The organism is Bacillus sp. FMQ74, from assembly GCF_001875785.1.
GTDB lineage: Bacteria > Bacillota > Bacilli > Bacillales > Bacillaceae > Bacillus > Bacillus stercoris.
Map to the genome: position 1 here is coordinate 372,410 of NZ_MOEO01000003.1, position 23,469 is coordinate 395,878.

At 47.9% G+C, this 23,469-nt stretch carries 19 protein-coding genes; 15 read left to right on the plus strand and 4 right to left on the minus strand.

What is annotated here, in order from left to right; translation table 11 throughout:
* The first annotated feature begins 269 nt into the window (after window positions 1-269).
* Complete coding sequence (locus BLL41_RS08755; RefSeq protein WP_003228723.1) at window positions 270-410, plus strand: hypothetical protein; 141 nt, start codon at window positions 270-272, stop codon at window positions 408-410.
* A 38-nt stretch (window positions 411-448) separates the two neighbouring features.
* Here the strand turns inward: BLL41_RS08755 and yumC are convergent, their stop codons facing one another.
* Window positions 449-1,447, minus strand: a complete 999-nt coding sequence (yumC, locus tag BLL41_RS08760; RefSeq protein WP_071577534.1) for a ferredoxin--NADP reductase 2 — start codon at window positions 1,445-1,447, stop codon at window positions 449-451.
* A 331-nt stretch (window positions 1,448-1,778) separates the two neighbouring features.
* Here yumC and BLL41_RS08765 point away from each other — a divergent pair, with 331 nt between their 5' ends.
* From BLL41_RS08765 to spsC, 4 genes are all read left to right on the plus strand, one after another.
* Complete coding sequence (locus tag BLL41_RS08765) at window positions 1,779-2,999, plus strand: NAD(P)/FAD-dependent oxidoreductase (protein ID WP_071577578.1); 1,221 nt, start codon at window positions 1,779-1,781, stop codon at window positions 2,997-2,999.
* A gap of 172 nt (window positions 3,000-3,171) precedes the next feature.
* Window positions 3,172-3,315, plus strand: coding sequence for a YuiA family protein (locus BLL41_RS08770; RefSeq protein WP_071577535.1), 144 nt, complete (start codon window positions 3,172-3,174; stop codon window positions 3,313-3,315).
* Between the two features lie 53 nt (window positions 3,316-3,368).
* Window positions 3,369-3,689 carry a YuiB family protein gene (locus tag BLL41_RS08775; protein ID WP_071577536.1) on the plus strand — a complete coding sequence of 107 codons (321 nt, stop codon included), beginning with the start codon at window positions 3,369-3,371 and terminating at the stop codon, window positions 3,687-3,689.
* A 102-nt stretch (window positions 3,690-3,791) separates the two neighbouring features.
* A complete protein-coding gene (gene spsC / locus BLL41_RS08780; RefSeq protein ID WP_080488032.1) occupies window positions 3,792-4,448 on the plus strand; it encodes a stationary phase survival protein SpsC in 657 nt (218 codons plus the stop codon).
* Window positions 4,449-4,477: 29 nt separating this feature from the next.
* Here spsC and BLL41_RS08785 read toward each other — a convergent pair whose 3' ends face one another.
* Window positions 4,478-4,954, minus strand: a complete 477-nt coding sequence (locus BLL41_RS08785; RefSeq protein ID WP_071577538.1) for a divergent PAP2 family protein — start codon at window positions 4,952-4,954, stop codon at window positions 4,478-4,480.
* A gap of 157 nt (window positions 4,955-5,111) precedes the next feature.
* Between BLL41_RS08785 and BLL41_RS08790 the strand changes: the two genes are divergently transcribed.
* Both BLL41_RS08790 and BLL41_RS08795 read left to right on the plus strand, forming a co-directional pair.
* On the plus strand, window positions 5,112-6,614 hold the full coding sequence (locus BLL41_RS08790; RefSeq protein ID WP_071577539.1) for a leucyl aminopeptidase: 1,503 nt from the start codon (window positions 5,112-5,114) through the stop codon (window positions 6,612-6,614).
* A gap of 143 nt (window positions 6,615-6,757) precedes the next feature.
* Window positions 6,758-8,086 (plus strand): Na+/H+ antiporter family protein, encoded by a 1,329-nt coding sequence (locus BLL41_RS08795; protein ID WP_071577540.1) that lies wholly within the window; start codon window positions 6,758-6,760, stop codon window positions 8,084-8,086.
* A gap of 70 nt (window positions 8,087-8,156) precedes the next feature.
* On the opposite strand, the gene BLL41_RS08800 is transcribed toward BLL41_RS08795, so the two are convergent.
* Complete coding sequence (locus BLL41_RS08800) at window positions 8,157-8,759, minus strand: biotin transporter BioY (RefSeq protein WP_071577541.1); 603 nt, start codon at window positions 8,757-8,759, stop codon at window positions 8,157-8,159.
* Window positions 8,760-8,860: 101 nt separating this feature from the next.
* On the opposite strand from BLL41_RS08800, the gene BLL41_RS08805 reads away from it, so the two are divergent.
* The 8 genes from BLL41_RS08805 to BLL41_RS08840 all read left to right on the plus strand — a co-directional run bounded on the left by BLL41_RS08805 (window position 8,861) and on the right by BLL41_RS08840 (window position 22,736).
* Window positions 8,861-9,457: a sulfite oxidase-like oxidoreductase gene (locus BLL41_RS08805; RefSeq protein WP_071577542.1), complete on the plus strand. Its 597-nt coding sequence runs from the start codon at window positions 8,861-8,863 to the stop codon at window positions 9,455-9,457.
* Window positions 9,458-9,670: 213 nt separating this feature from the next.
* Entirely contained in the window at window positions 9,671-10,540 is an 870-nt protein-coding gene (besA, locus tag BLL41_RS08810) for a ferri-bacillibactin esterase BesA (protein WP_071577543.1), read from the plus strand.
* Between the two features lie 192 nt (window positions 10,541-10,732).
* Window positions 10,733-11,518 carry a 2,3-dihydro-2,3-dihydroxybenzoate dehydrogenase gene (locus tag BLL41_RS08815; RefSeq protein WP_071577544.1) on the plus strand — a complete coding sequence of 262 codons (786 nt, stop codon included), beginning with the start codon at window positions 10,733-10,735 and terminating at the stop codon, window positions 11,516-11,518.
* A gap of 25 nt (window positions 11,519-11,543) precedes the next feature.
* On the plus strand, window positions 11,544-12,740 hold the full coding sequence (gene dhbC, locus BLL41_RS08820; RefSeq protein WP_071577545.1) for an isochorismate synthase DhbC: 1,197 nt from the start codon (window positions 11,544-11,546) through the stop codon (window positions 12,738-12,740).
* A 31-nt stretch (window positions 12,741-12,771) separates the two neighbouring features.
* The gene (locus BLL41_RS08825; protein WP_071577546.1) at window positions 12,772-14,403 is read left to right on the plus strand and encodes a (2,3-dihydroxybenzoyl)adenylate synthase; all 1,632 of its coding nucleotides are present in this window, start codon (window positions 12,772-12,774) and stop codon (window positions 14,401-14,403) included.
* Between the two features lie 14 nt (window positions 14,404-14,417).
* Entirely contained in the window at window positions 14,418-15,356 is a 939-nt protein-coding gene (locus BLL41_RS08830) for an isochorismatase (RefSeq protein ID WP_071577547.1), read from the plus strand.
* A gap of 19 nt (window positions 15,357-15,375) precedes the next feature.
* Window positions 15,376-22,512: a non-ribosomal peptide synthetase DhbF gene (gene dhbF / locus BLL41_RS08835; RefSeq protein WP_071577548.1), complete on the plus strand. Its 7,137-nt coding sequence runs from the start codon at window positions 15,376-15,378 to the stop codon at window positions 22,510-22,512.
* A gap of 14 nt (window positions 22,513-22,526) precedes the next feature.
* Entirely contained in the window at window positions 22,527-22,736 is a 210-nt protein-coding gene (locus BLL41_RS08840) for an MbtH family protein (protein WP_071577549.1), read from the plus strand.
* A 42-nt stretch (window positions 22,737-22,778) separates the two neighbouring features.
* Here BLL41_RS08840 and BLL41_RS08845 read toward each other — a convergent pair whose 3' ends face one another.
* Window positions 22,779-23,456 (minus strand): YukJ family protein, encoded by a 678-nt coding sequence (locus BLL41_RS08845; protein WP_071577550.1) that lies wholly within the window; start codon window positions 23,454-23,456, stop codon window positions 22,779-22,781.
* Between the last annotated feature and the right edge of the window lie 13 nt (window positions 23,457-23,469).

Genomic DNA, 23,469 nt, shown 5'->3' on the forward strand with positions numbered 1-23,469 from the left:
TCCTAAAAACGAATATTTAAAAATATATTATATGAAATGTTCGCCTTCTATAATGTACTCTGTTTTATTTAGGATGTCAAACATTATTATTTTCTGGCAGGTGTGGTGCAAGTGCCGAAGCTTGTCATGCAGGGTGAGTTTAGGTATCATAGTTTTAACGAATGGTCTTAGAGAGCGGATCAAAACGCGAATGATATACGTTCAGCAAAGCTTGGTCGTTCAGCACCAGGCTTTCTTTATGGCATGAACATGTGAAAGGAGCGAAAAAGATGGCCCAAAACGAAGAAAAAACACCGAAGTCCCAAAAGATTCAAGACCGCATTATTATGGCAATGATCTGGGTAGTCGCAGCTCTTGTGATTGCGCTGGTTGTAGGAACTGCATTGAATTATATAAATATTTTCAAATGAAAAAGGAGCTGTGTCGCAGACACAAGCTCCTTTTTTTATTATTTATTTTCAAAAAGACTTGTTGAGTGAAGAGGCTGTACGCGGGCTTTCGGGTCCATGAAAGCCTTGGCGTTGTTCACTGCTGTCGGTGCCTCACCGAAGCCGCTGGCAATCAGGTTGACTTTTCCTTCGTATGTACAAATGTCACCTGCTGCAAAGAAACCTTCGATATTTGTTTCCATTGTTGATTTTACGACAATGGAATTTTTCTCGATGTCCAGACCCCAGTTTTTGATCGGCCCAAGAGATGAAACGAAACCGTAGTTGACGATTAAGTCATCAATTTCTAAAATTTCTTTGCGGTCGCCTTTCACTTCTTCAAGCACAAGCTGTTCAATTTTGTCTTCGCCGATCAGCTCCGCAGGGACGAATGGTGTCAGGACATTAACCTTCGACGCATGAAGGTTTTCCACACTGTGCTCGTGCGCACGGAATTTGTCGCGGCGGTGAATGATCGATACTTCTTTTGCGATCGGCTCAAGCATAAGCGCCCAGTCAACCGCGGAATCTCCACCGCCAAGGATCGCAACGCGTCTGCCAGCGAATTTTTGCAAGTCGTCAACGAAGTAGTGAAGGTTTTTGCCTTCATACTGCTCGGCATTTTCAAGTTCCAGCTTTCTCGGTTTGAAGGCGCCGTTTCCTGCAGTAATGATGACTGTTTTAGAGTAGTGAGTTTCTTCATTTGTTACAAGCTTAAACACGCCATCCGCTTGTTTTTCAACTGATTCAACCGCTTGCTCCAGACAAATGGTTTGGTCGAATTTCGCCATTTGCTCTTTAAGGTTATTGATAAGCTCTTGCGCGCGGATTTTCGGGAATCCCGCTACATCATATATATACTTTTCAGGGTATAGGGCGCTAAGCTGTCCGCCGAGCTGAGGCAGGCTTTCGATAATTTTGACGCTTGCCTGTCTCATCCCACCGTAAAAAGCGGTGAATAAGCCGACCGGTCCCCCGCCTATAATTGTAATATCATAAACCTTTGTATCCTCTCGCATACGAAATTTGCCTCCTAAATGAAAATTGTTATTAATTATACCATATTGCCGTTCGAATTGACGAGTGAGCTGAAAAAATCGTAAGGATATAACGTGCCCATCCATTCTTGAAAATATTTCCGCCGGCCGCTACGATAATAACCAAATGAAATGATCTTTTTCTGAATGTTTCTTGAGCAAGCCGGATAAACATGGTAGTAGTGCTATGGATGAGGACTTCACAAAAAACTTTTCAATATACTTCATAAAATCCCGCCAATAAGCTGAAGCTAACACAAATGATGATTTTATTATGGGTCTAACAAAAGCAAAAAAAGAGAAGGTGGATGTGATGGCATTGAATAAGCCCAAAATCGTGATTTTAGGTGCAGGATATGGCGGATTGATGACGGTGACAAGGCTGACGAAGTATGTCGGGCCGAATGATGCTGAAATTACGCTTGTAAATAAACACAATTATCATTATGAAACGACATGGATGCATGAAGCGAGCGCGGGTACGCTCCATCATGACCGGTGCCGTTATCAGATAAAAGATGTAATCAACCAGTCACGGGTCAATTTTGTACAGGATACCGTAAAGGCAATCAAAATTGATGAGAAAAAAGTTGTGCTTGCGAATGGAGAATTGCAGTACGATTATTTAGTCATCGGGCTCGGCGCCGTGCCTGAAACATTCGGCATTAAAGGCTTGAAAGAATATGCGTTTCCGATCGCCAACATCAACACGTCGCGCCTGCTTCGGGAACATATTGAGCTGCAGTTTGCGACTTACAATACGGAAGCGGAAAAAAGGCCGGACAGGTTAACGATCGTTGTTGGCGGCGCCGGATTTACGGGCATTGAATTCCTGGGCGAGCTGGCGGCTCGCGTGCCAGAGCTCTGTAAGGAGTATGATGTTGACAGAAGCCTTGTCCGCATCATTTGTGTGGAAGCAGCGCCAACCGTTTTGCCGGGCTTTGATCCGGAACTTGTTGACTATGCCGTACATTATCTTGAGGAAAACGGAGTTGAGTTCAAGATCGGCACGGCTGTACAAGAATGTACACCAGAAGGAGTCAGAGTCGGCAAAAAGGATGAGGAACCAGAGCAGATCAAATCGCAAACCGTTGTATGGGCGGCAGGTGTCCGCGGCCATCCGATTGTAGAGGAGGCCGGTTTTGAAAATATGCGCGGCCGGGTGAAAGTCAACCCTGATCTTCGCGCCCCAGGACATGACAATGTCTTTATTCTTGGTGACAGCTCGCTGTTTATGAATGAAGATACAGAGCGCCCGTATCCGCCAACTGCGCAAATTGCAATGCAGCAGGGCGTAACGGTCGCTAAAAACCTTGGCAGGCTTATTAAAGGCGGAGAGCTTGAGGAATTCAAGCCGGATATTAAGGGAACAGTGGCTTCTCTTGGCGAGCATAACGCGGTTGGGGTTGTTTATGGCAGAAAGCTGAAAGGTACGCCGGCCTCGTTTATGAAAAAAGTCATTGATAACCGCTCGCTGTTTATGATTGGCGGACTCGGACTGACACTGAAAAAAGGCAAGTTCAAGTTTTTCTAAAAACCCGCGGAAGCGGGTTTTCTTTATTAAAAAACGCCAAAATAAAAAGAGAACGAGAGGAAAATAAGTATGTTTCCGCTTACATCAAAAGATTTGTCACATGATCTGACTTTATTGTTGACAGCCTGATATGTTATATTATCAGAAAATTGAGAAAAAGGGTGATGATTAGATGAAAGCTGCAACGACAACCGCTTCACATGCATGCCCATTTTGTTCAGGAAAAGGATATTTTCAATTGATTCTCGGCGGTTCAGAGACTTGTCCGTCTTGCCAGGGGACAGGAAAAGACAGTCATTCTTTTTCCAGCCGTTGACTTTATTTCCACCCCCGCGTTACACTAAAAACAACGCAGGGGGGTGGAATAGGTTGATTAGTCTGCCAGTCGTAATCATCTCAATTGTTTTGTTTTTTGTTTTGTTTTTTGGAATCGGTTTCTTATTAAACATGCTGCTGAGAATGTCTTGGATTATGGCTGTGATTTATCCGGTTGTATGCCTTTTCATTATCAGCAAAGAAAAGTTGATCAGCTATGTCCAGTCACCGGGAGAATCCTTTTCCAGCCTGTTTCATCGTGTCTTATCATTAGCGGCTGCCGATGTGCTGATTTTAGCCAGCGGTTTGGCCGGCGCCATTGTGTCAGGGATAGCGATCAATATGCTCAGAAAAAGAGGATATCAAATGTTTTAACTTCCGCTTTCTTCTATAGAAAGCTTTTTTGTATGTTCAGCTCATTCATCATTTTGAATAATGCTCTCTCCGCTTGGGAACAATGATTCGGAGGAGAGGTGAATGATGTTGAATATGATCAGACGTTTGCTGATGACCTGTTTATTTCTGCTTGCATTTGGCACGACATTTTTATCAGTGTCAGGAATTGAAGCGAAGGACTTGTCAAAATGGGTGCAGGAACATCAAGAAAAGCACTTGAAGCATGCAGGACTGACATTAAAAGCATTGCAGCAGAAACAAACACAAACGACGTCCGCGGCTAAGGATAAAACAAAACCGTTAGAAGAAGCATTTGACTGGGATGAGTATCCGGTCCAAAGAGTAACAGCAACTGGCTACACTGCAGGAGCTGAGTCGACGGGGAAAAATCCCGGTGATCCATTATATGGGCTTACATATTCAGGTGTGAAGGTGAAACGGGATCTGTATTCCACGGTTGCTGCCGACCCGTCGGTTTTCCCGATCGGCACGATTTTATTCATTCCGAATTACGGTCTCGGAGTTGTAGCTGACACAGGATCGGCTATTAAGGGAAACCGCCTTGATTTGTACTTTGAAACCGTCAAAGATGTATACAATGAATGGGGCAAAAAAACCCTTGATGTATATGTGATTAAAAAGGGAACGGGAAAGATTACCGAGGATGAGCTTGAGAAGCTCAATGAAACAAAATCTTTGCAAGTGTTCAGAAATCAATATAAAACTGTGAAAGAATAAAAACGCTCCAGCGAAAGCAGGAGCGTTTTTTACATGAAAAAGTAAGCGAGTGCCAATGTCAGTAAAATACCTGTTAGGCCTCCGAAAAAGACTTCGATCGGCTGATGTCCGAGAAGCTCTTTCAGCTTTTTTTGCTTTTCTTTTTCTTCAGCTTTAGGGAAGTCTTTTGCTTCATTAACAAAACGGTTAAAATCAATGACAAGCTTATTAATGACTGTTGCCTGCTCACCGGCGTGACGTCTGACGCCAGTTGCGTCAAACATGGTTATGACGGCGAAAATGGCAGAAACCGCAAAGAGTGAGGAGCCTAATCCATGTTCCAAGGCTACGCCTGTAGAAAGCGCTGTGACCGCTGCGGAGTGAGAGCTCGGCATGCCGCCTGTGCTTGTAACCAGCGACCAGTCCAGTTTTCTGGACACGATAAACTGTATGGGCACTTTGATGACCTGAGCAAAAATAATTGCGGCCAGGCTTGATAATAAAGGAAAATTCGTTAAAATTTCCATCGGCGACATCCTTTCTATTTGAAAAATCCTTCGTGTTTCAAAAGAAAAAAGCAAGTCTTTGACTGTTGTTTGATAAAATAAGTGTAGTGGAAAGAATGTTTTTCCTATTATACCATTGTTCATTACAAATACCCATTACGTTAGGAGTGTAAGCCTCATGTTTTATGCGGTTCAGCAATTAGAGCATACAGAAACCCTTGTGGTCGGGCTTTTTCAAAAAAGCCAGCTGACAGGAAAAGCGTTGGAAATTGATGAAATGCTTGAAGGCCATCTGACACAGCTTTTAAAAGATGGTGATGTCTCTGCGAAACCGAATCAAGTATCAAAAGTATTCCCCCCATCTTCTGCGGGTATGAAACGAATTTATTTCGTTGGTCTGGGTAGAGAAGCAAATTTTACGTTTGAACAGGCGAAGGAACGTTTTGCTCATGTTTTTCAAGCTATTCATAAAGACCGAAAACAAGAAGCAGCTGTCCTGCTTGATACGTTTATTTCGGAAGATGTGCCTCCAGCCGATGCCGCTCATGCATTAGCTGAGAGCTGCCTGCTTGCTTCCTATGAGGTACAGGATTATAAGCACAAATCAAATGAGCCTGACAAACAAATTGAAGCCGTGTATGTTGTAACAGATGAAGATACCCAGGAAGTGCAGGCGGGGCTTCGCGTCGGCCAGGCATACGGACAAGGGACAAATTCGGCTAGAACGCTTGTGAATATGCCGGGAAACATGCTGACAGCGACTGACCTCGCTTCGTATGCTGAAGAGCTTGCGGCGAAATATGATTTTGAGTGTGAGATATTGGAGAAATCAGAGATGGAAGAGCTCGGTATGGGCGGAATACTTGCGGTAAACCAAGGCTCTGCCGAACCCCCGAAAATGATTGTGCTGAAATATCAGGGCAAAAAGGAATGGGAAGATGTCGTCGGACTTGTCGGGAAAGGGATTACCTTCGACACAGGCGGCTACTCCATTAAAACGAAATCTGGAATTGTCGGCATGAAATCAGATATGGGGGGAGCTGCTGCGGTTCTCGGTGCTATGGAAACGATCGGAGAGCTTCGTCCCGAGCAAAACGTGCTGGCTGTTATTCCGTCAACCGATAATATGATCTCTGGCGGGGCGATGAAGCCTGATGACGTGATCGTATCATTAAGCGGAAAAACAATTGAAATCCTCAATACAGATGCTGAAGGAAGGCTAGTGCTTGCAGATGGCATTACATACGCGAAACAGCATGGCGCATCAGTTCTTGTTGATGTGGCTACGCTTACCGGCGGCGTCGTTGTGGCATTAGGAACTGAAACAACCGGCGCAATGACAAATGATCAAAGCTTTTACCAGCAGGTGGCTGATGCTGCACAAGAGTGCGGCGAGGCGATCTGGCAGCTGCCGATAACAGAGAAGGATAAAAAGCGCGTAAAAAGCAGCCAAATGGCGGATCTCAGCAATTCGCCGGGGCGTGAAGGACATGCGATTATGGCAGGAACGTTTCTTGGAGAATTTGCTGAGTCAACACCTTGGGTTCATCTTGATATTGCGGGCACAGCGACTGCCAATAAACCGACCTGCTTCGGACCGTCAGGGGCTACCGGCGTTATGGCAAGAACACTGGCTACACTTGCGGAGCGATTTGCATTGGAAGAAGAGAAAAGCGAATAATGATGAATCCCTGCTGCATCATGCGGCAGGGATTTTTTCTACCAAAATCTTTAGTTGACTAAAGTAGATCGGTTATGATACGATACGTTCGTACTTTATTTATCTACTACATTAGCAAACTAAAGGATTTTTGGAGGGGTATCATGAATGCAGTCGTCATCGCAGTCCTGCTTATGCTTGTATTAAGCCTGCTGCGTGTCAATATTGTTATCGCATTAATTATAGGCGCCTTAGCCGGCGGGTTAACAGGCGGGCTCGGTCTTGGCGAAACGGTTAAAGCTTTCACAGACGGTCTCGGCGGAAATGCCACCGTTGCAGTCAGCTACGCCATGCTTGGCGCGTTTGCCGCCGCTTTGACGAAAACGGGTCTTCCGGACGCAATGGTGGAAGCCTCCGTTAAATTAATCGGAAATAAAGAAGATTCTCGCAAAAAAGCGCTGTCTAAGGTGCTGATTGTGCTGATTATTTTAATTGTATCTTGTTTTTCTCAAAACGTCGTTCCGGTTCACATCGCGTTTATCCCGGTGCTGATTCCGCCGCTTTTGAAAATCTTTAATGAACTTGAAATGGACCGCCGTTTGATTGCGTGTGTGATCACTTTTGGTTTAACGGCGCCTTATATTGTGCTGCCGGTAGGTTTCGGCCAAATCTTCCAGGGAATGCTTAAGGATAATATGGCAGATGCCGGATTAAACGTATCTCTCGCTGATATTCCTTATGCCTTAATGATTCCCGTAGCAGGTATGGTTGTAGGTCTGATTTTATCAATTATCGTATTCCGTAAACCGAAAACATATGAAACAAAAGAAATATCTGGTACGAACGCTTCTCCATATACGAAAAAAAGCCTGGCTATCGCGGTGCTTGCCATCGTTGTGTCACTCGGCGTCCAGCTTTACTTATCTCAGACTTTGGGAGTAGAAGGGATGATTATGGGGGCGCTGGCAGGTCTGGTTATTCTGTTTGTCAGTGGTGTGATGAAGCGTGATGAAGCGGACTCGCTGATTACTGACGGAATGGTCTTAATGGCCTTTATCGGCTTTGTCATGCTTGTTGCAGCCGGGTTTTCAAACGTGTTGACGAAAACCGGAGATGTCGAATCACTGGTTAAAACAGCAGCTGGCATCATGGGGCACAGTCAGTTAGTGGGTGCATTGCTGATGCTCATTGTCGGCTTGTTCATTACAATGGGAATCGGATCTTCTTTTGCGACGATTCCTGTTATCACAACGATCTTTGTGCCTCTTTGCCTGCAGCTTGGATTCAGCCCGATGGCAACGGTTGCGATTATCGGGGCAGCTGCTGCGCTTGGTGATGCCGGTTCACCTGCCAGCGACAGTACGCTTGGGCCGACTTCAGGTTTAAGTGCGGACGGCCAGCATCACCACATTTGGGACACTTGTGTGCCGACATTTATATTTTATAATATCCCGCTTATTATCTTTGGATGGATTGCAGCGCTTGTTTTATAAGGAAAAAGGCTCCCCTTTACTGGGGAGCCTTTTCTCGTTATCATAAAAAAACCCTCCAATAGAACGGTTTTTACATGGACGATATGTGATTTCTGTTAAAGCCGGTTGCTTTATGAATAGACCGGTAGATGCCTGGTGCGATAAACGCCAGTATGACAGCTAGCGCCGTGTCTTTTACCATAAACCAAGTCATAAAGCCCCAAGTTGTGCCGTAGCTTACCGGCGTATGAATCCACAGCTTCAGTGCAAGATACATATAGGTAGTGCCGATGATATACATGATTGCCGTTCCGATAAGTGAAGCAATGAGAAATCGAATTTTACTTGGCTGAATTTTTCGTTCTAAAAACCATCCCGCTGCAAATGCTGCCGGGATGTATGAGATAATAAACCCGCCGCTTTTCCCTGCAAACGGTGCGAAGCCTGCAGAAAATTGAGCAAACACAGGCGCTCCGGCCAATCCGACAAGTGCATATACAATCATGGCAATCGCTGCTCGTTTGCTGCCGAGAAGCATGGCTGCCAAGAGACAGAAAAACGGCTGCATCGAAAGCGGAATGCCGGCAACTTGTAAAAAGGGTGCTACTGATGTAAGGTTGGCCCCGACAGCCATAAGTGCGGCGAACATGCCGATCAGCGCCATATCGGCCGCGCGAAGTTTACGTTGTTTCATAGTTGTCCCCCTTAGGTTATATATACACAATCATAGAGTAATATTGAACGGAAAGATTGTCAACATAAATCAAAACGAGGTTAACAAAAGGAGGGTTCCATATGTATTTTGGAAAAACAAAACAGTCCGATCAATCTGGAAGAGTGCCCCCAAATCAAAACGTCACCACTTCATTTCCTGTGCTTCATACGGGAAATGTCCCATATTACGAAGATATGACGAGATGGAATCTTCAAGTATACGGTTTGGTTGACCATCCGATGCTGCTGAGCTTTGAAGATGTCAAAGCCTTTCCGAAGTACGAATCGAAAAATGACATTCATTGTGTCACAGGCTGGTCGAGGCTTGATAATGTGTGGCAAGGCGTGCGTGCTCGTGATATAGCGGAAAAAGCGGGGGTGAAAGAAGAAGCTGGCTACGTTATTTTACATGCGGAAGAAGGCTGGACGACCAATCTGCCGATCGATGATTTCTTAGCGGAAACTTCCCTTCTGGCTTATGCGCATAATAGCGAGCCTTTAACGCCTGAACACGGCTTCCCGCTGCGGGGTGTATTTCCGCATCTGTATTTTTGGAAAAGCGCCAAGTGGCTGCGCGGCATCCAATTTACGAAAGAAAACCATCCGGGCTTTTGGGAGCGGAATGGCTATCACATGAGAGGGGATCCTTGGCAAAATCAAAGATTTACATGGGATTAAGGTTCTATTTCAAACGGGACCATCCGCATCTTTATCAGGTTTTTATTTCCATATTGATAGTCTGCAGGTACCTTATTTGATACAGGTGCCTTTTTTATTCGGGAAAAAGTTGACTTTCTTTGGAAGAAAACCTATTATTTGAGTTGTCTAGTTGATAGTGAAAATCATTATCATACATTGCGGTTTAGTTTAAGGAGAGGAATGTCGTACTGCATGAAAGAGCAAACAACAGACCGGACGAAAAGCGGAACACCAAACGCATATACGATTCCTGGTACGGAAGTGCGTATGATGTCTTCTCGCATTGAAAACCGTACCTATCATATTTTTATCTCGAAACCGGATACGCCGCCGCCATCCGCTGGTTATCCTGTGATTTATCTGCTGGATGCCAATTCTGTCTTTGGAACGATGACGGAAGCCGTTCGAATACAGGGGCGCCGACCTGAAAAAACAGGGGTAATTCCTGCAGTGATCGTCGGCATTGGCTATGAGACAGCGGAGCCGTTTTCCTCAGCGCGTCACCGGGATTTTACAATGCCGACAGCCCAATCGAAGCTGCCGGAAAGGCCCGACGGCAAAGAATGGCCGGAGCATGGCGGAGCAGAGAGCTTTATCAGGTTTATTGAGGAGGAGCTGAAACCGGAGATAGAACGAGATTACCAGATTGATAAAAACAGACAAACAATCTTTGGCCACTCGCTTGGCGGGCTTTTCGTGCTGCAAGTGCTGTTAACAAAGCCGGATGCGTTTCAAACCTATATTGCGGGAAGTCCGTCCATTCATTGGAATAAACCGTTTATTCTCGAGAAAGCGGACCATTTCGCCTCCCTCACTAAGAAGAACAATCAGCCTATCAATATCCTGCTTGCCGCAGGGGAATTGGAGCAGCATCATAAAAGCCGGATGAACGATAATGCGAGGGAGCTTTACGAGCGGCTGGCCGTTTTATCTGAACAAGGCATACGGGCAGAATTTTGTGAGTTTTCAGGAGAAGGGCATATTTCGGTTCTTCCTGTTTTGGTCAGCCGGGCGCTGCGTTTTGCGCTTCATCCTGACGGGCCGCATCTTTCAATGGGCTGAGACATACTCAGCCTTGCTTCTAAAAAATATTTGTCACTGAAATTATATTTGACTGTCACATGACATTTGGATATGATTATTTTTACAATTGATAATGATAATCATTATCAATAAATTGCGCTTTTCAAAGTGCAGCAGTCTTTTTCTCTGGATGTCTGTTCGGCATCTAGAGTGAAGAAAGGAATTGATGATATGAATGTAACGGATATAAAGGGCAAAATTGCTTTTATAACAGGGGCAGCTCAAGGGATAGGTGAAGCTGTTGCGCGGACGCTTGCCGGTCAAGGCGCACATATTGCGGCAGTTGATTATAATCCTGAAAAGCTGGAAAAGGTTGTGAACAGCCTCAAAGCGGAAGGGCACCATGCGGAAGCTTTTCCTGCGGATGTGAGAGACAGCGCGGCGATTGACGAGATCACGGCGCGCATCGAACGCGAGATGGGGCCGATTGATATTTTGGTGAATGTAGCGGGTGTCCTTCGCCCGGGTCTCATTCATTCGCTTAGCGATGAGGAATGGGAAGCGACGTTCTCAGTGAATTCGACTGGCGTATTTAACGCCTCACGTTCAGTCAGCAAATATATGATGGACCGGAGATCTGGTTCGATTGTAACGGTCGGATCAAATGCTGCGGGTGTGCCAAGAACATCTATGGCGGCATATGCCTCTTCAAAGGCTGCGGCTGTGATGTTTACGAAATGCCTTGGCCTTGAGCTTGCAGAATACAATATTCGCTGCAACATCGTGTCTCCCGGATCAACGGAAACAGACATGCAGTGGTCATTATGGGCCGATGAGAATGGAGCGGAGCAAGTCATAAAAGGATCACTTGAGACATTTAAAACAGGGATCCCGCTCAAAAAATTAGCCCGGCCTTCGGATATTGCGGATGCGGTGCTCTTTTTGGTTTCTGGCCAGGCAGGGCATATTACGATGCATAATTTATGCGTAGATGGCGGCGCGACGTTAGGCGTGTAACTGAATTTAAAGGAGGTTCATGAGAATGTTGGAACAAAACGTTATACCAGAAACAAAAGCGGAGCATTTGCTTTATGAGTATCAGCCGGGTGCCTTTTTCTTAGCTTCTCCTCATCGCGTACTGTTAGCGAAAGGCATATGTGAAATCGTACCGGGGGCAGACGGGCAAAATCAAATGGAAACCCTTTCCGTCCGTATTGCAGAGGCGCTGCGTCAGGCAAAGCGATCGGGGCAAAGCCGTCCGCTTGTAGTCGGGGCCGTTCCTTTTGATCAAGTAAAAGCATCGCGGCTCGTTGTTCCTGAAGAAGTTAGCTGGTCAGGACCGCTTCAATTTGACCATGCGGAGAAGGAACAGCAATGTGAGCATACATACCACATAGAGCCTGTTCCGGCACCGGAGGATTACAAAAATGGTGTGGAACAAGGACTGGCGCGCATTGCCGATGGAACACTCAGCAAAATCGTTCTGTCCAGGTCGCTGCAGCTGACATCGCCTGAACCGATTCAGACGGATGAGCTGCTTCGCCATCTGGCTCAGCATAACACACATGGCTACACATTTGCCGCGGACGTGTCCAGTCAGACGGAAACATCTCCCCGCCGAACATTGCTCGGTGCAAGTCCGGAGCTTCTCGTTTCAAGGATGGGAACTCAGGTCGTTTCCAATCCATTAGCCGGTTCTAGGCCGCGCAGTGATGATCCTGTTGAAGACCAGCGCCGGGCAGATGAATTGCTTGCTTCCGCAAAGGATCTTCATGAGCACGCAGTTGTGGCTGACGCAGTTGCGGCAGCGCTAAGGCCTTTCTGCCGGACGCTGGATGTTCCGGAAAAGCCCTCACTGATCAAAACGGAGACAATGTGGCACCTGTCCAGCGTGATTAAGGGAGAGCTTTCCGATCCATCTGTAACCGCGCTTGAATTGGCGGCGGCGCTTCACCCGACGCCGGCGGTCTGCGGAACACCGACTGATCTTGCAAGAGAAGCGATTCTAAGCATTGAGCCGTTCGACCGCGGTTTCTTTACCGGCATGGTCGGCTGGTGTGACGATGCGGGTGACGGAGAATGGATCGTGACGATCCGTTGTGCAGAGGCAGAAGATCGTTCACTCCGCCTGTATGCGGGAGCTGGTGTTGTTGCCGGATCAAAGCCCGAGGACGAGCTTCAGGAGACATCCGCAAAGTTTCGGACAATGCTGCGGGCAATGGGCGTGGATCACATATGAAGAACAGAATGGATTGCTGGAGGGATGCAACATGCTGAAAGGATTTACTCCTTGGCCTGATGAGTTAGCTGAGATCTATCGAAAGAATGGCTGCTGGGCCGGCGAGACGTTTGGAGATTTGTTAAGAGACCGGGCAGCCAAATATGGCGATCGCATTGCGATTACATGCGGGAACACCCATTGGAGCTATCGAGAGCTTGACACAAGGGCTGATCGCCTGGCTGCCGGATTTCAAAAGCTCGGCATTCAACAGATGGATCGTGTCGTGGTGCAGCTGCCAAATATCAAAGAGTTTTTTGAAGTCATTTTCGCGCTTTTCCGCCTGGGGGCGCTTCCAGTCTTTGCACTGCCTTCTCATCGAAGCAGTGAGATTACATATTTTTGCGAGTTTGCTGAAGCGGCTGCATATATCATTCCCGATTCTTATTCTGGTTTTGACTACCGTTCACTTGCCAGACAGGTTCAAAGCAAGCTGCCGACGTTGAAACACGTCATTGTCGCAGGTGAGGCAGAGGAATTTTTGCCGCTGAATGATTTGCATACTGAACCTGTAAAACTGCCTGAAGTCAAATCTTCAGATGTGGCGTTCCTCCAGCTTTCTGGCGGGAGCACCGGGCTATCGAAACTGATTCCGAGGACTCACGACGACTACATTTACAGTCTGAAGCGGAGTGTCGAGGTCTGCTGGCTCGACCACAGCACGGTGTACTTGGCTGCGCTGCCGATGGCGCACAATTATCCGCTGAGCTCACCGGGGGTTCTCGGCGTATTATACGCTGGAGGAAGAGTGGTTTTATCTCCTTCTCCAAGTCCAGATGACGCGTTTCCTTTGATTGAACGCGAAAAGGTCACGATAACCGCTCTTGTTCCGCCTCTTGCGATGGTATGGATGGATGCGGCATCCTCACGCCGGGACGATTTATCCAGCCTTCAAGTGCTGCAGGTCGGCGGTGCCAAGTTCAGTGCTGAAGCCGCGCGAAGGGTAAAAGCTGTTTTCGGCTGCACGCTGCAGCAGGTGTTCGGAATGGCAGAGGGTCTTGTCAATTATACGAGATTGGATGACCCTGAGGAGATCATTGTCAGCACCCAAGGAAAACCGATGTCCCCATATGATGAAGTGCGTGTTTGGGATGATCAGGATCGCGACGTAAAACCTGGTGAAACAGGCCACTTGCTAACGCGGGGACCGTATACAATTCGAGGTTACTATAAGGCGGAAGAGCATAACGCTGCTTCATTTACTGAGGACGGTTTTTACCGTACGGGTGATATCGTCAGGCTGACACCAGACGGCTATATTATCGTTGAAGGCCGTGCGAAGGATCAAATTAACCGTGGAGGAGAAAAGGTTGCGGCTGAAGAGGTAGAAAATCATTTGCTGGCGCATCCGGATGTCCATGATGCGGCAATGGTCTCCATGCCTGATCAATTTCTTGGCGAAAGATCGTGTGTGTTCATTATTCCCCGGGATGAAGCCCCGAAATCCGCAGAGCTCAAAGCTTTTTTGAGAGAGCGCGGACTGGCGGCATATAAAATTCCCGACCGTATAGAATTTGTCGAATCCTTCCCGCAGACAGGGGTAGGAAAGGTAAGCAAAAAGGCCCTTCGTGAAGCCATTGCTGAGAAGCTTTTTGCAGGAGCAAAAAATAAAACAACAATTTGAGAGGAAGTGTTCAAATGGCTATACCTGCCATTCAGCCGTATCAAATGCCGACAGCATCTGATATGCCGCAAAACAAAGTATCATGGGTGCCTGATCCAAATCGGGCTGTCTTGTTAATACACGATATGCAAAACTATTTTGTCGATGCTTTCACAGCTGGGGCGTCTCCGGTAACAGAGCTTTCAGCGAATATAAGAAAGCTGAAAGATCAATGTGTTCAGCTTGGGATTCCTGTTGTCTATACCGCGCAGCCGGGAAGCCAAAATCCGGCTGACCGGGCGCTGCTGACAGATTTTTGGGGCCCGGGATTAAACAGCGGTCCTTATGAGGAGAAAATTATACCCGAGCTGGCACCGGAGAATGATGATCTTGTGCTGACAAAATGGAGATACAGCGCGTTTAAGAGAACGAATCTGCTCGAAATGATGCGCAAAGAGGGACGCGATCAGCTGATCATTACCGGAATTTACGCCCATATTGGGTGTCTCGTTACAGCATGTGAAGCATTTATGGAGGATATGAAAGCCTTTTTTGTGGGAGACGCAGTTGCTGATTTTTCATTAGAAAAACATCAAATGGCGCTGGACTATGCGGCTGGACGCTGTGCATTTACCGTGATGACTGACAGTCTTCTTGATCAGCTGCAGAATGCGCCGGCAGACGTTCAAAAAACGTCAGCAAACACCGGCAAAAAAGAAGTGTTTACATGTGAGAATATCCGTAAACAAATTGCTGAGCTTTTACAAGAAACACCGGAAGACATCACAGATCAAGAGGATTTGCTCGATCGTGGTCTAGATTCGGTAAGGATCATGACATTGGTGGAACAATGGCGCCGTGAAGGGGCAGAGGTGACTTTCGTGGAATTGGCTGAACGCCCAACGATTGAAGAATGGCAGAAATTGCTTACAACCCGCAGCCAGCAAGTGCTGCCAAACGCGGATTATTTATAAAAGGAGGGTAAACAAACGGATGCCTGATACAAAAGATCTTCAATATTCTTTGACCGGGGCGCAAACTGGCATATGGTTTGCTCAGCAGCTTGATCCGGACAATCCAATCTACAATACGGCGGAATATATAGAAATTAATGGACCTATCAATATTGCTCTTTTTGAAGAAGCTTTGCGGCACGTGATCAAGGAAGCGGAATCGCTGCATGTCCGCTTCGGTGAAAATATGGACGGGCCATGGCAGATGATAAACCCGTCTCCGGATGTACAGCTGCCCGTCATTGACGTCAGCTCTCAGCCAGATCCGGAAAAAACAGCATTAAACTGGATGAAAGCAGATTTGGCAAAACCGGTTGATTTAGGAGATGACCCTTTGTTCAATGAAGCTCTGTTTATTGCCGGGCCTGATCGTTTCTTTTGGTATCAGCGCATTCACCATATAGCGATCGACGGCTTCGGTTTTTCCCTGATAGCCCAGCGTGTGGCAAGTACATATACCAAGCTTATAAAAGGACAAACAGCTAAAGATCGTTCCTTTGGGTCTCTCCAAGCCATTTTGGAGGAGGATACAGATTATCGCGGTTCGGAGCGGTATGAGAAGGATCGTCAATTCTGGCTGGATCGTTTTGCAGATGCACCCGAAGTTGTGAGCTTGGCTGATCGGGCGCCAAGAACATCTAACAGTTTTCTTCGTCATACGGCATATCTGCCTCCGTCTGATGTAACTGCGTTAAAAGAAGCTGCGCGCTATTTCTCAGGAAGCTGGCATGAAGTCATGATTGCGGTATCAGCTGTTTATGTGCACCGTATGACCGGCTCTGAGGATGTTGTGCTCGGCCTGCCCATGATGGGAAGGATAGGGTCCGCATCACTGAATGTACCGGCTATGGTGATGAACCTTCTCCCGCTTCGGTTGACTGTCAGCTCTTCGATGAGCTTTTCTGAACTGATTCAGCAAATTTCCCGGGAAATCCGCAGTATTCGGAGACATCATAAGTATCGCCATGAAGAGCTTCGGCGTGATCTGAAATTGATAGGAGAAAATCATAGATTATTTGGCCCTCAAATCAATCTCATGCCGTTTGATTACGGTCTCGACTTTGCCGGGGCCCGGGGCATAACGCATAATCTTTCAGCCGGTCCTGTTGATGATCTATCAATCAATGTATATGACAGAACAGACGGCAGCGGGCTGCGAATTGATGTTGATGCGAATCCCGAGGTATACAACGAGTCTGATATCAAGCTTCATCAGCAACGTATCCTGCAGCTGCTGCAAGCGGCTTCAGCCGGGGAGGACATGCTGATCGGGCAGATGGAGCTTCTGTTGCCAGAGGAGAAAGAAAAAGTCATTTCTAAATGGAATGAGACGGCAAAATCCGAGAAGCTGGTCAGCCTTCAGGACATGTTCGAAAAGCAGGTAGTTCTTACGCCAGAACGTATCGCTCTTATGTGTGATGACGTTCAAGTCAGCTATCGAAAGCTCAATGAAGAGGCAAACCGCCTCGCGCGTCTGTTGATCGAAAAAGGGATTGGTCCGGAGCAATTTGTAGCTTTGGCGCTGCCGCGTTCCCCTGAGATGGTGGCCTCAATGCTTGGTGTGCTCAAGACTGGTGCGGCGTATCTCCCCCTTGATCCGGAGTTTCCTGCTGACCGCATTTCTTACATGCTGGAGGATGCGAAACCTTCATGCATCATAACGACTGAGGAAATAGCAGCCAGTCTGCCTGATGACCTGGCTGTACCGGAGCTTGTGCTTGATCAGGCTGTTACACAGGAGATTATAAAACGCTATTCGCCGGAAAATCCGAATGTATCGGTTTCTCTTGACCATCCTGCGTATATCATCTATACATCAGGATCAACAGGAAGACCGAAGGGTGTCGTTGTGACACGGAAAAGCTTAAGCAATTTTCTGCTGTCCATGCAGGAGGCATTTTCTCTAGGAGAAGAAGACAGGCTGTTGGCTGTGACGACTGTCGCTTTTGATATTTCAGCATTGGAGTTATATCTTCCGCTGATTAGCGGAGCGCAAATCGTGATCGCAAAGAAAGAAACGATCCGTGAGCCGCAGGCATTAGCTGAAATGATTGAAAATTTCGATATCAGTATCATGCAGGCAACACCGACACTATGGCATGCTTTGGTGACGAGTGAACCTGAGAATCTTCGGGGGCTTAGAGTGCTTGTCGGAGGCGAGGCGCTGCCGAGCGGTCTTTTGCAGGCGCTTCAAGACCTTCATTGTTCAGTCACAAATTTATACGGTCCGACTGAAACAACGATTTGGTCTGCAGCAGCTTTTCTTGATGAAGGGCTGAAGGGCGTTCCGCCGATTGGCAAACCGATTTGGAATACCCGGGTGTATGTGCTTGATAACGGTTTGCAGCCAGTGCCGCCGGGGGTGGTCGGTGAACTTTATATCGCAGGAACCGGCTTGGCCAGAGGTTATTTTCACCGCCCTGATTTAACGGCCGAGCGTTTTGTTGCAGATCCATACGGACCGCCGGGGACTCGGATGTATCGGACTGGAGACCAGGCTCGCTGGCGATCTGATGGGACTTTGGATTATATCGGGCGGGCGGATCATCAAATCAAAATTCGCGGATTCCGAATTGAACTTGGAGAAATTGATGCCGTGCTTGCTAAGCACCCGCACATTGAACAGGCCGCGGTTGTCGTACGGGAAGATCAGCCGGGAGACAAACGATTGGCGGCTTATGTAGTCGCTGATTCTGCAATCGATACTGCCGAGCTTCGCCGTTATATGGGGGCCAGTCTTCCTGATTACATGGTGCCGGCGGCGTTTGTAGAGATGGACGAGCTTCCGTTAACACCTAATGGCAAGCTTGATCGGAAAGCACTGCCGGCGCCAGATTTCAGCACATCTGTCAGTGATCGGGCCCCGCGGACTCCTCAGGAAGAGATATTGTGTGACTTGTTTGCAGAGGTTCTCGGTTTGGCACGTGTCGGTATCGATGACAGTTTCTTCGAGCTTGGCGGTCATTCTCTTCTCGCAGCCCGTCTGATGAGCCGCATTCGCGAGGTAATGGGAGCCGAACTTGGTATCGCTAAGCTCTTTGACGAACCGACAGTAGCCGGTCTCGCAGCCCATCTTAATCAGGCGCAGAGTGCACGTCCCGCTTTGCAAAGAGCTGAGCGGCCTGAAAAAATCCCGCTATCTTTTGCCCAGCGCCGGCTATGGTTCCTCCACTGTCTGGAAGGGCCGAGCCCTACTTATAATATTCCGGTTGCTGTCCGTTTGTCGGGCGAACTGGACAAGGAAGTGCTGCGAGCTGCTCTTTATGACCTCGTCTGCCGTCATGAAAGCCTGCGGACGATCTTCCCTGAATCGCAGGGGACATCCTATCAGCATATTTTAGATGCCGATCAAGCCCGGCCTGAGTTACATGTTACCGAAATTGCTGAGAAGGAGCTTTCTGATCGGCTTGCTGAAGCTGTGCGCTACAGCTTTGATCTTGCAGCCGAGCCTGCTTTCCGTGCCGAGCTATTTGTAATCGGTCCTGACAATTGCGTGCTGCTTCTTCTCGTCCATCATATTGTCGGGGACGGCTGGTCCTTAACGCCGCTTACCCGAGATCTTGGAACGGCTTATGCGTCTCGCTGCCAAGGACAAGCTCCCGAATGGGTGCCTCTGGCTGTGCAGTATGCGGACTATGCGCTGTGGCAGCAAGAACTGCTTGGAAACGAGGATGATCCAAATAGCTTGATTGCCGGACAGCTTGCTTTCTGGAAAGAAACCTTGAAGAACCTGCCTGACCAGCTTGAACTGCCAACTGATTATTCACGTCCGGCTGAGCCGAGTCATGATGGGGATACGATTCATTTTCGTATTGAGCCCGACCTTCACAAGCGCTTGCAGGAGCTGGCTCGCGCAAATAGGGTGAGCCTATTTATGGTGCTTCAATCCGGTCTCGCCGCTTTATTGACACGGCTCGGGGCGGGCACCGACATTCCGATCGGCAGTCCGATCGCGGGACGGAATGATGATGCGCTGGGCGATCTTGTAGGGCTGTTCATTAATACATTGGTGCTCCGAACCGATACGTCCGGTGATCCAAGCTTCCGTGAGCTTCTTGACAGAGTACGGGAAGTGAATCTGGCAGCTTATGAAAATCAGGATCTGCCGTTTGAGAGACTTGTAGAGGTGCTTAATCCGGCTCGTTCGCGTGCGACGCATCCTTTATTCCAAATCATGCTTGCGTTCCAAAACACACCGGACGCTGAACTGCAACTTCCTGACATGGAGAGCAGCCTGCGAATCCACAGTGTCGGTTCTGCCAAGTTTGATTTAACGCTGGAAATCAGTGAAGATCGTCTTGCTGACGGGACACCAAACGGGATGGAAGGATTGCTTGAATACAGCACTGATCTTTTCAAGCGGGAAACTGCTCAGGCTCTTACTGACCGATTGATGCGCCTGTTGGAGGCTGCCGAGTCTGATCCTGACGAGCAAATCGGAAATCTGGATATTCTTGCTCCAGAGGAACGCAGCAGCATGGTGACAGATTGGCAAGGTGTATCTGAAAAGATTCCGCACGCATGTTTACCGGAGCAGTTTGAGAAACAGGCTGCTTTACGTCCTGATGCCATTGCCGTTGTTTATGAAGATCAGGCACTGAGCTATGCAGAGCTGAATGAAAGAGCAAATCGGCTTGCCCGCATGCTGATTAGTGAAGGTGTCGGGCCGGAGCAATTTGTGGCATTGGCACTGCCCCGATCATTAGAAATGGCTGTCGGGCTACTGGCGGTGCTGAAAACCGGAGCAGCTTATCTGCCTCTTGATCCGGATTATCCGGCTGATCGAATTGCTTTTATGCTAAAAGATGCACAGCCCGCGTTTATCATGACGAACACTAAAGCTGCAGAACACATTCCGCCAGCGGACAACGTGCCGAAAATCGTACTGGATGATCTCGAACTGGAAAAGAAACTAAACACATACCCAGCTGATAATCCGGATAATACGGATCGGATCCAGCCGCTTACGCCTTTGAATACGGCGTATGTCATTTATACATCCGGCTCAACTGGTGTTCCAAAAGGTGTGATGATTCCTCACCAAAACGTAACGCGTTTATTTGCAGCGACCGAGCACTGGTTCCATTTCAGCTCAGACGATATCTGGACCATGTTCCATTCCTACGCGTTTGACTTTTCAGTGTGGGAGATTTGGGGTCCTCTGCTGCATGGCGGGCGTCTCGTGATCGTGCCTCACCACGTCAGCAGATCGCCAGAAGCATTTCTGCGCCTGCTTGTCAAAGAGGGTGTGACCGTTCTAAATCAGACACCGTCCGCTTTCTATCAGTTTATGCAGGCGGAACGGGAACAGCCGGATCTCGGACAGGCGCTCAGCCTGCGCTATGTCATTTTTGGCGGAGAAGCGCTTGAACTCAGCCGTTTAGAGGATTGGTATAACCGCCACCCTGAAAATAGCCCGCAGCTTATCAATATGTATGGTATTACAGAAACAACCGTGCATGTGAGCTATATCGAATTAGACCGAAGCATGGCAGCTTTACGGGCAAACAGCTTGATCGGCTGCGGCATTCCCGATCTTGGTGTATATGTGCTGGATGAGCGCTTGCAGCCGGTGCCGCCTGGTGTTGCCGGAGAGCTGTATGTATCAGGAGCAGGGTTAGCACGAGGTTATCTAGGCCGGCCTGGTTTAACATCTGAACGCTTCATAGCTGATCCGTTCGGTCCTCCAGGCACTAGGATGTACCGCACTGGGGATGTAGCCCGCCTCCGCGCTGATGGTTCTCTTGACTATGTCGGCCGTGCCGATCATCAGGTGAAAATCCGGGGATTCCGGATTGAATTGGGAGAAATTGAAGCCGCGCTTGTTCAGCATCCGCAGCTTGAAGATGCGGCAGTGATCGTTCGTGAGGATCAGCCGGGAGATAAACGGTTGGCAGCTTATGTCATCCCTTCGGAAGAAACATTTGATACGGCGGAACTGCGCAGGTATGCTGCTGAGAGATTGCCGGATTACATGGTGCCTGCTGCCTTTGTGACGATGAAAGAATTGCCGCTGACACCGAATGGAAAGCTTGATCGTAAAGCGCTGCCCACTCCGGATTTCGCAGGGGCAGTGACAGGACGCGGACCGAGAACGCCGCAGGAAGAAATTCTCTGTGACTTGTTTATGGAGGTGCTTCACTTGCCGCGTGTCGGCATTGATGATCGTTTCTTTGATTTAGGCGGACATTCCTTGCTTGCTGTACAGCTCATGAGCCGCATCCGCGAATCCCTCGGCGTTGAACTCAGCATCGGCAACCTATTCGAAGCGCCGACTGTTGCCGGACTTGCTGAAAGACTTGAAATGGGATCAAGCCAAAGCGCTCTTGATGTTCTGCTGCCGCTCCGAACAAGCGGAGACAAGCTTCCTTTATTCTGTGTTCATCCGGCTGGGGGGCTCAGCTGGTGCTATGCCGGTTTGATGACGAATATAGGAACGGATTATCCGATCTATGGCTTGCAGGCACGGGGAATCGGGCAGCGCGAGGAGCTTCCGAAAACACTTGATGACATGGCTGCCGATTACATTAAACAAATACGAACGGTCCAGCCGAAAGGCCCGTACCATCTGCTGGGCTGGTCCCTGGGCGGGAATGTCGTTCATGCGATGGCCACCCAGCTGCAAAATCAAGGAGAAGAAGTTTCCCTACTGGTGATGCTGGATGCCTATCCAAACCACTTCCTTCCTATAAAAGAGGCGCCTGATGATGAGGAAGCACTTATTGCCCTTCTGGCGTTAGGCGGGTACGATCCAGACAGCTTAGGGGACAAACCGCTAGATTTTGAAGCAGCGATTGAGATTCTTCGCAGTGACGGCAGTGCGCTTGCGAGCTTGGATGAAACGGTCATTTTAAATCTGAAAAATACGTATGTCAATTCAGTCGGCATTTTAGGCTCCTATAAGCCGAAAACCTTCCGTGGAAATGTTTTGTTTTTCAGATCAACAATCATTCCTGAATGGTTTGACCCGATTGAACCTGACTCGTGGAAGCCTTACATTAACGGACAGATTGAACAAATTGACATCGACTGCCGTCATAAAGATTTATGTCAGCCGGAACCGCTGGCTCAAATCGGCAAGGTTCTCGCTGTCAAACTGAAAGAGTTAAATCAATAAGGGAGGAGAAATAGATGGCAAATCCATTTGAAAATGCGGATGGCACCTATTTGGTGCTGATTAACGAAGAAGGCCAATATTCCCTATGGCCCGGTTTTATAGATGTGCCGAGCGGCTGGACAGTCGTTCATGAACAAAAAGGGCGTGAAGCTTGTCTGGACTATATCCAATCAAATTGGAGCGACATGAGGCCAAACAGCCTAAAAACTGTTGAAAATGTGTAATCGCATAAAAAGAGACTGCGGCAAGCAGTCTCTTTTCCTATCTTACGCAGACGTTTGGGTATGGTCACAATCTCTGACCGGGTTTCCATTTTCATCCGTACACCAAGATTGGGATAAAAACGCTAAAAACACAGCGGCCCACTGATCTGCAAACTGAATCAGGATGCCTCCGTCATGCCAAGAGCCGTTGTCTTTTTTCCAGCGGGTATCCATTGCATTCCCTTGATTCATATGGATATTGTGCATGCCGTTGGTCGGGGTAAAGCCGAATATTTTATCTGCAGCCTGTTCAGGTCCGAATTTGGAACCGAATATATAAACCGGCGCTTTCTCATCTTGCGCTTTCTTCATATACGTTTCAATAAAATCATTTAAATCATTGTCAGGTCCCGTGATTTCATGCGGCAAAGGCTTCATTTCTCCCGGGTCAAACAAATTGCCCCGCACGTAATCAAGGGCCACTTCACGGTTTGCCTCATTGATCCTTGTATATCCATACGGCATGTTCGGAAGGATGGTAATCGAGCTCGAATCAAACTGATCGTCAGCCAAATACAATACTTCAGATTCTTCAGAACTGGACATCACATTGATGGCGCACCTGTAATACGTATTCTCTTCACCGAGCATTTTGACTTGGAAATGAGGACTGTCATCATCGGTTTCACGCTTCATGTCTAAGACAATGCCTTTTAACACGCCATATTGCTGAACAGCCATATGAATCCTCCTT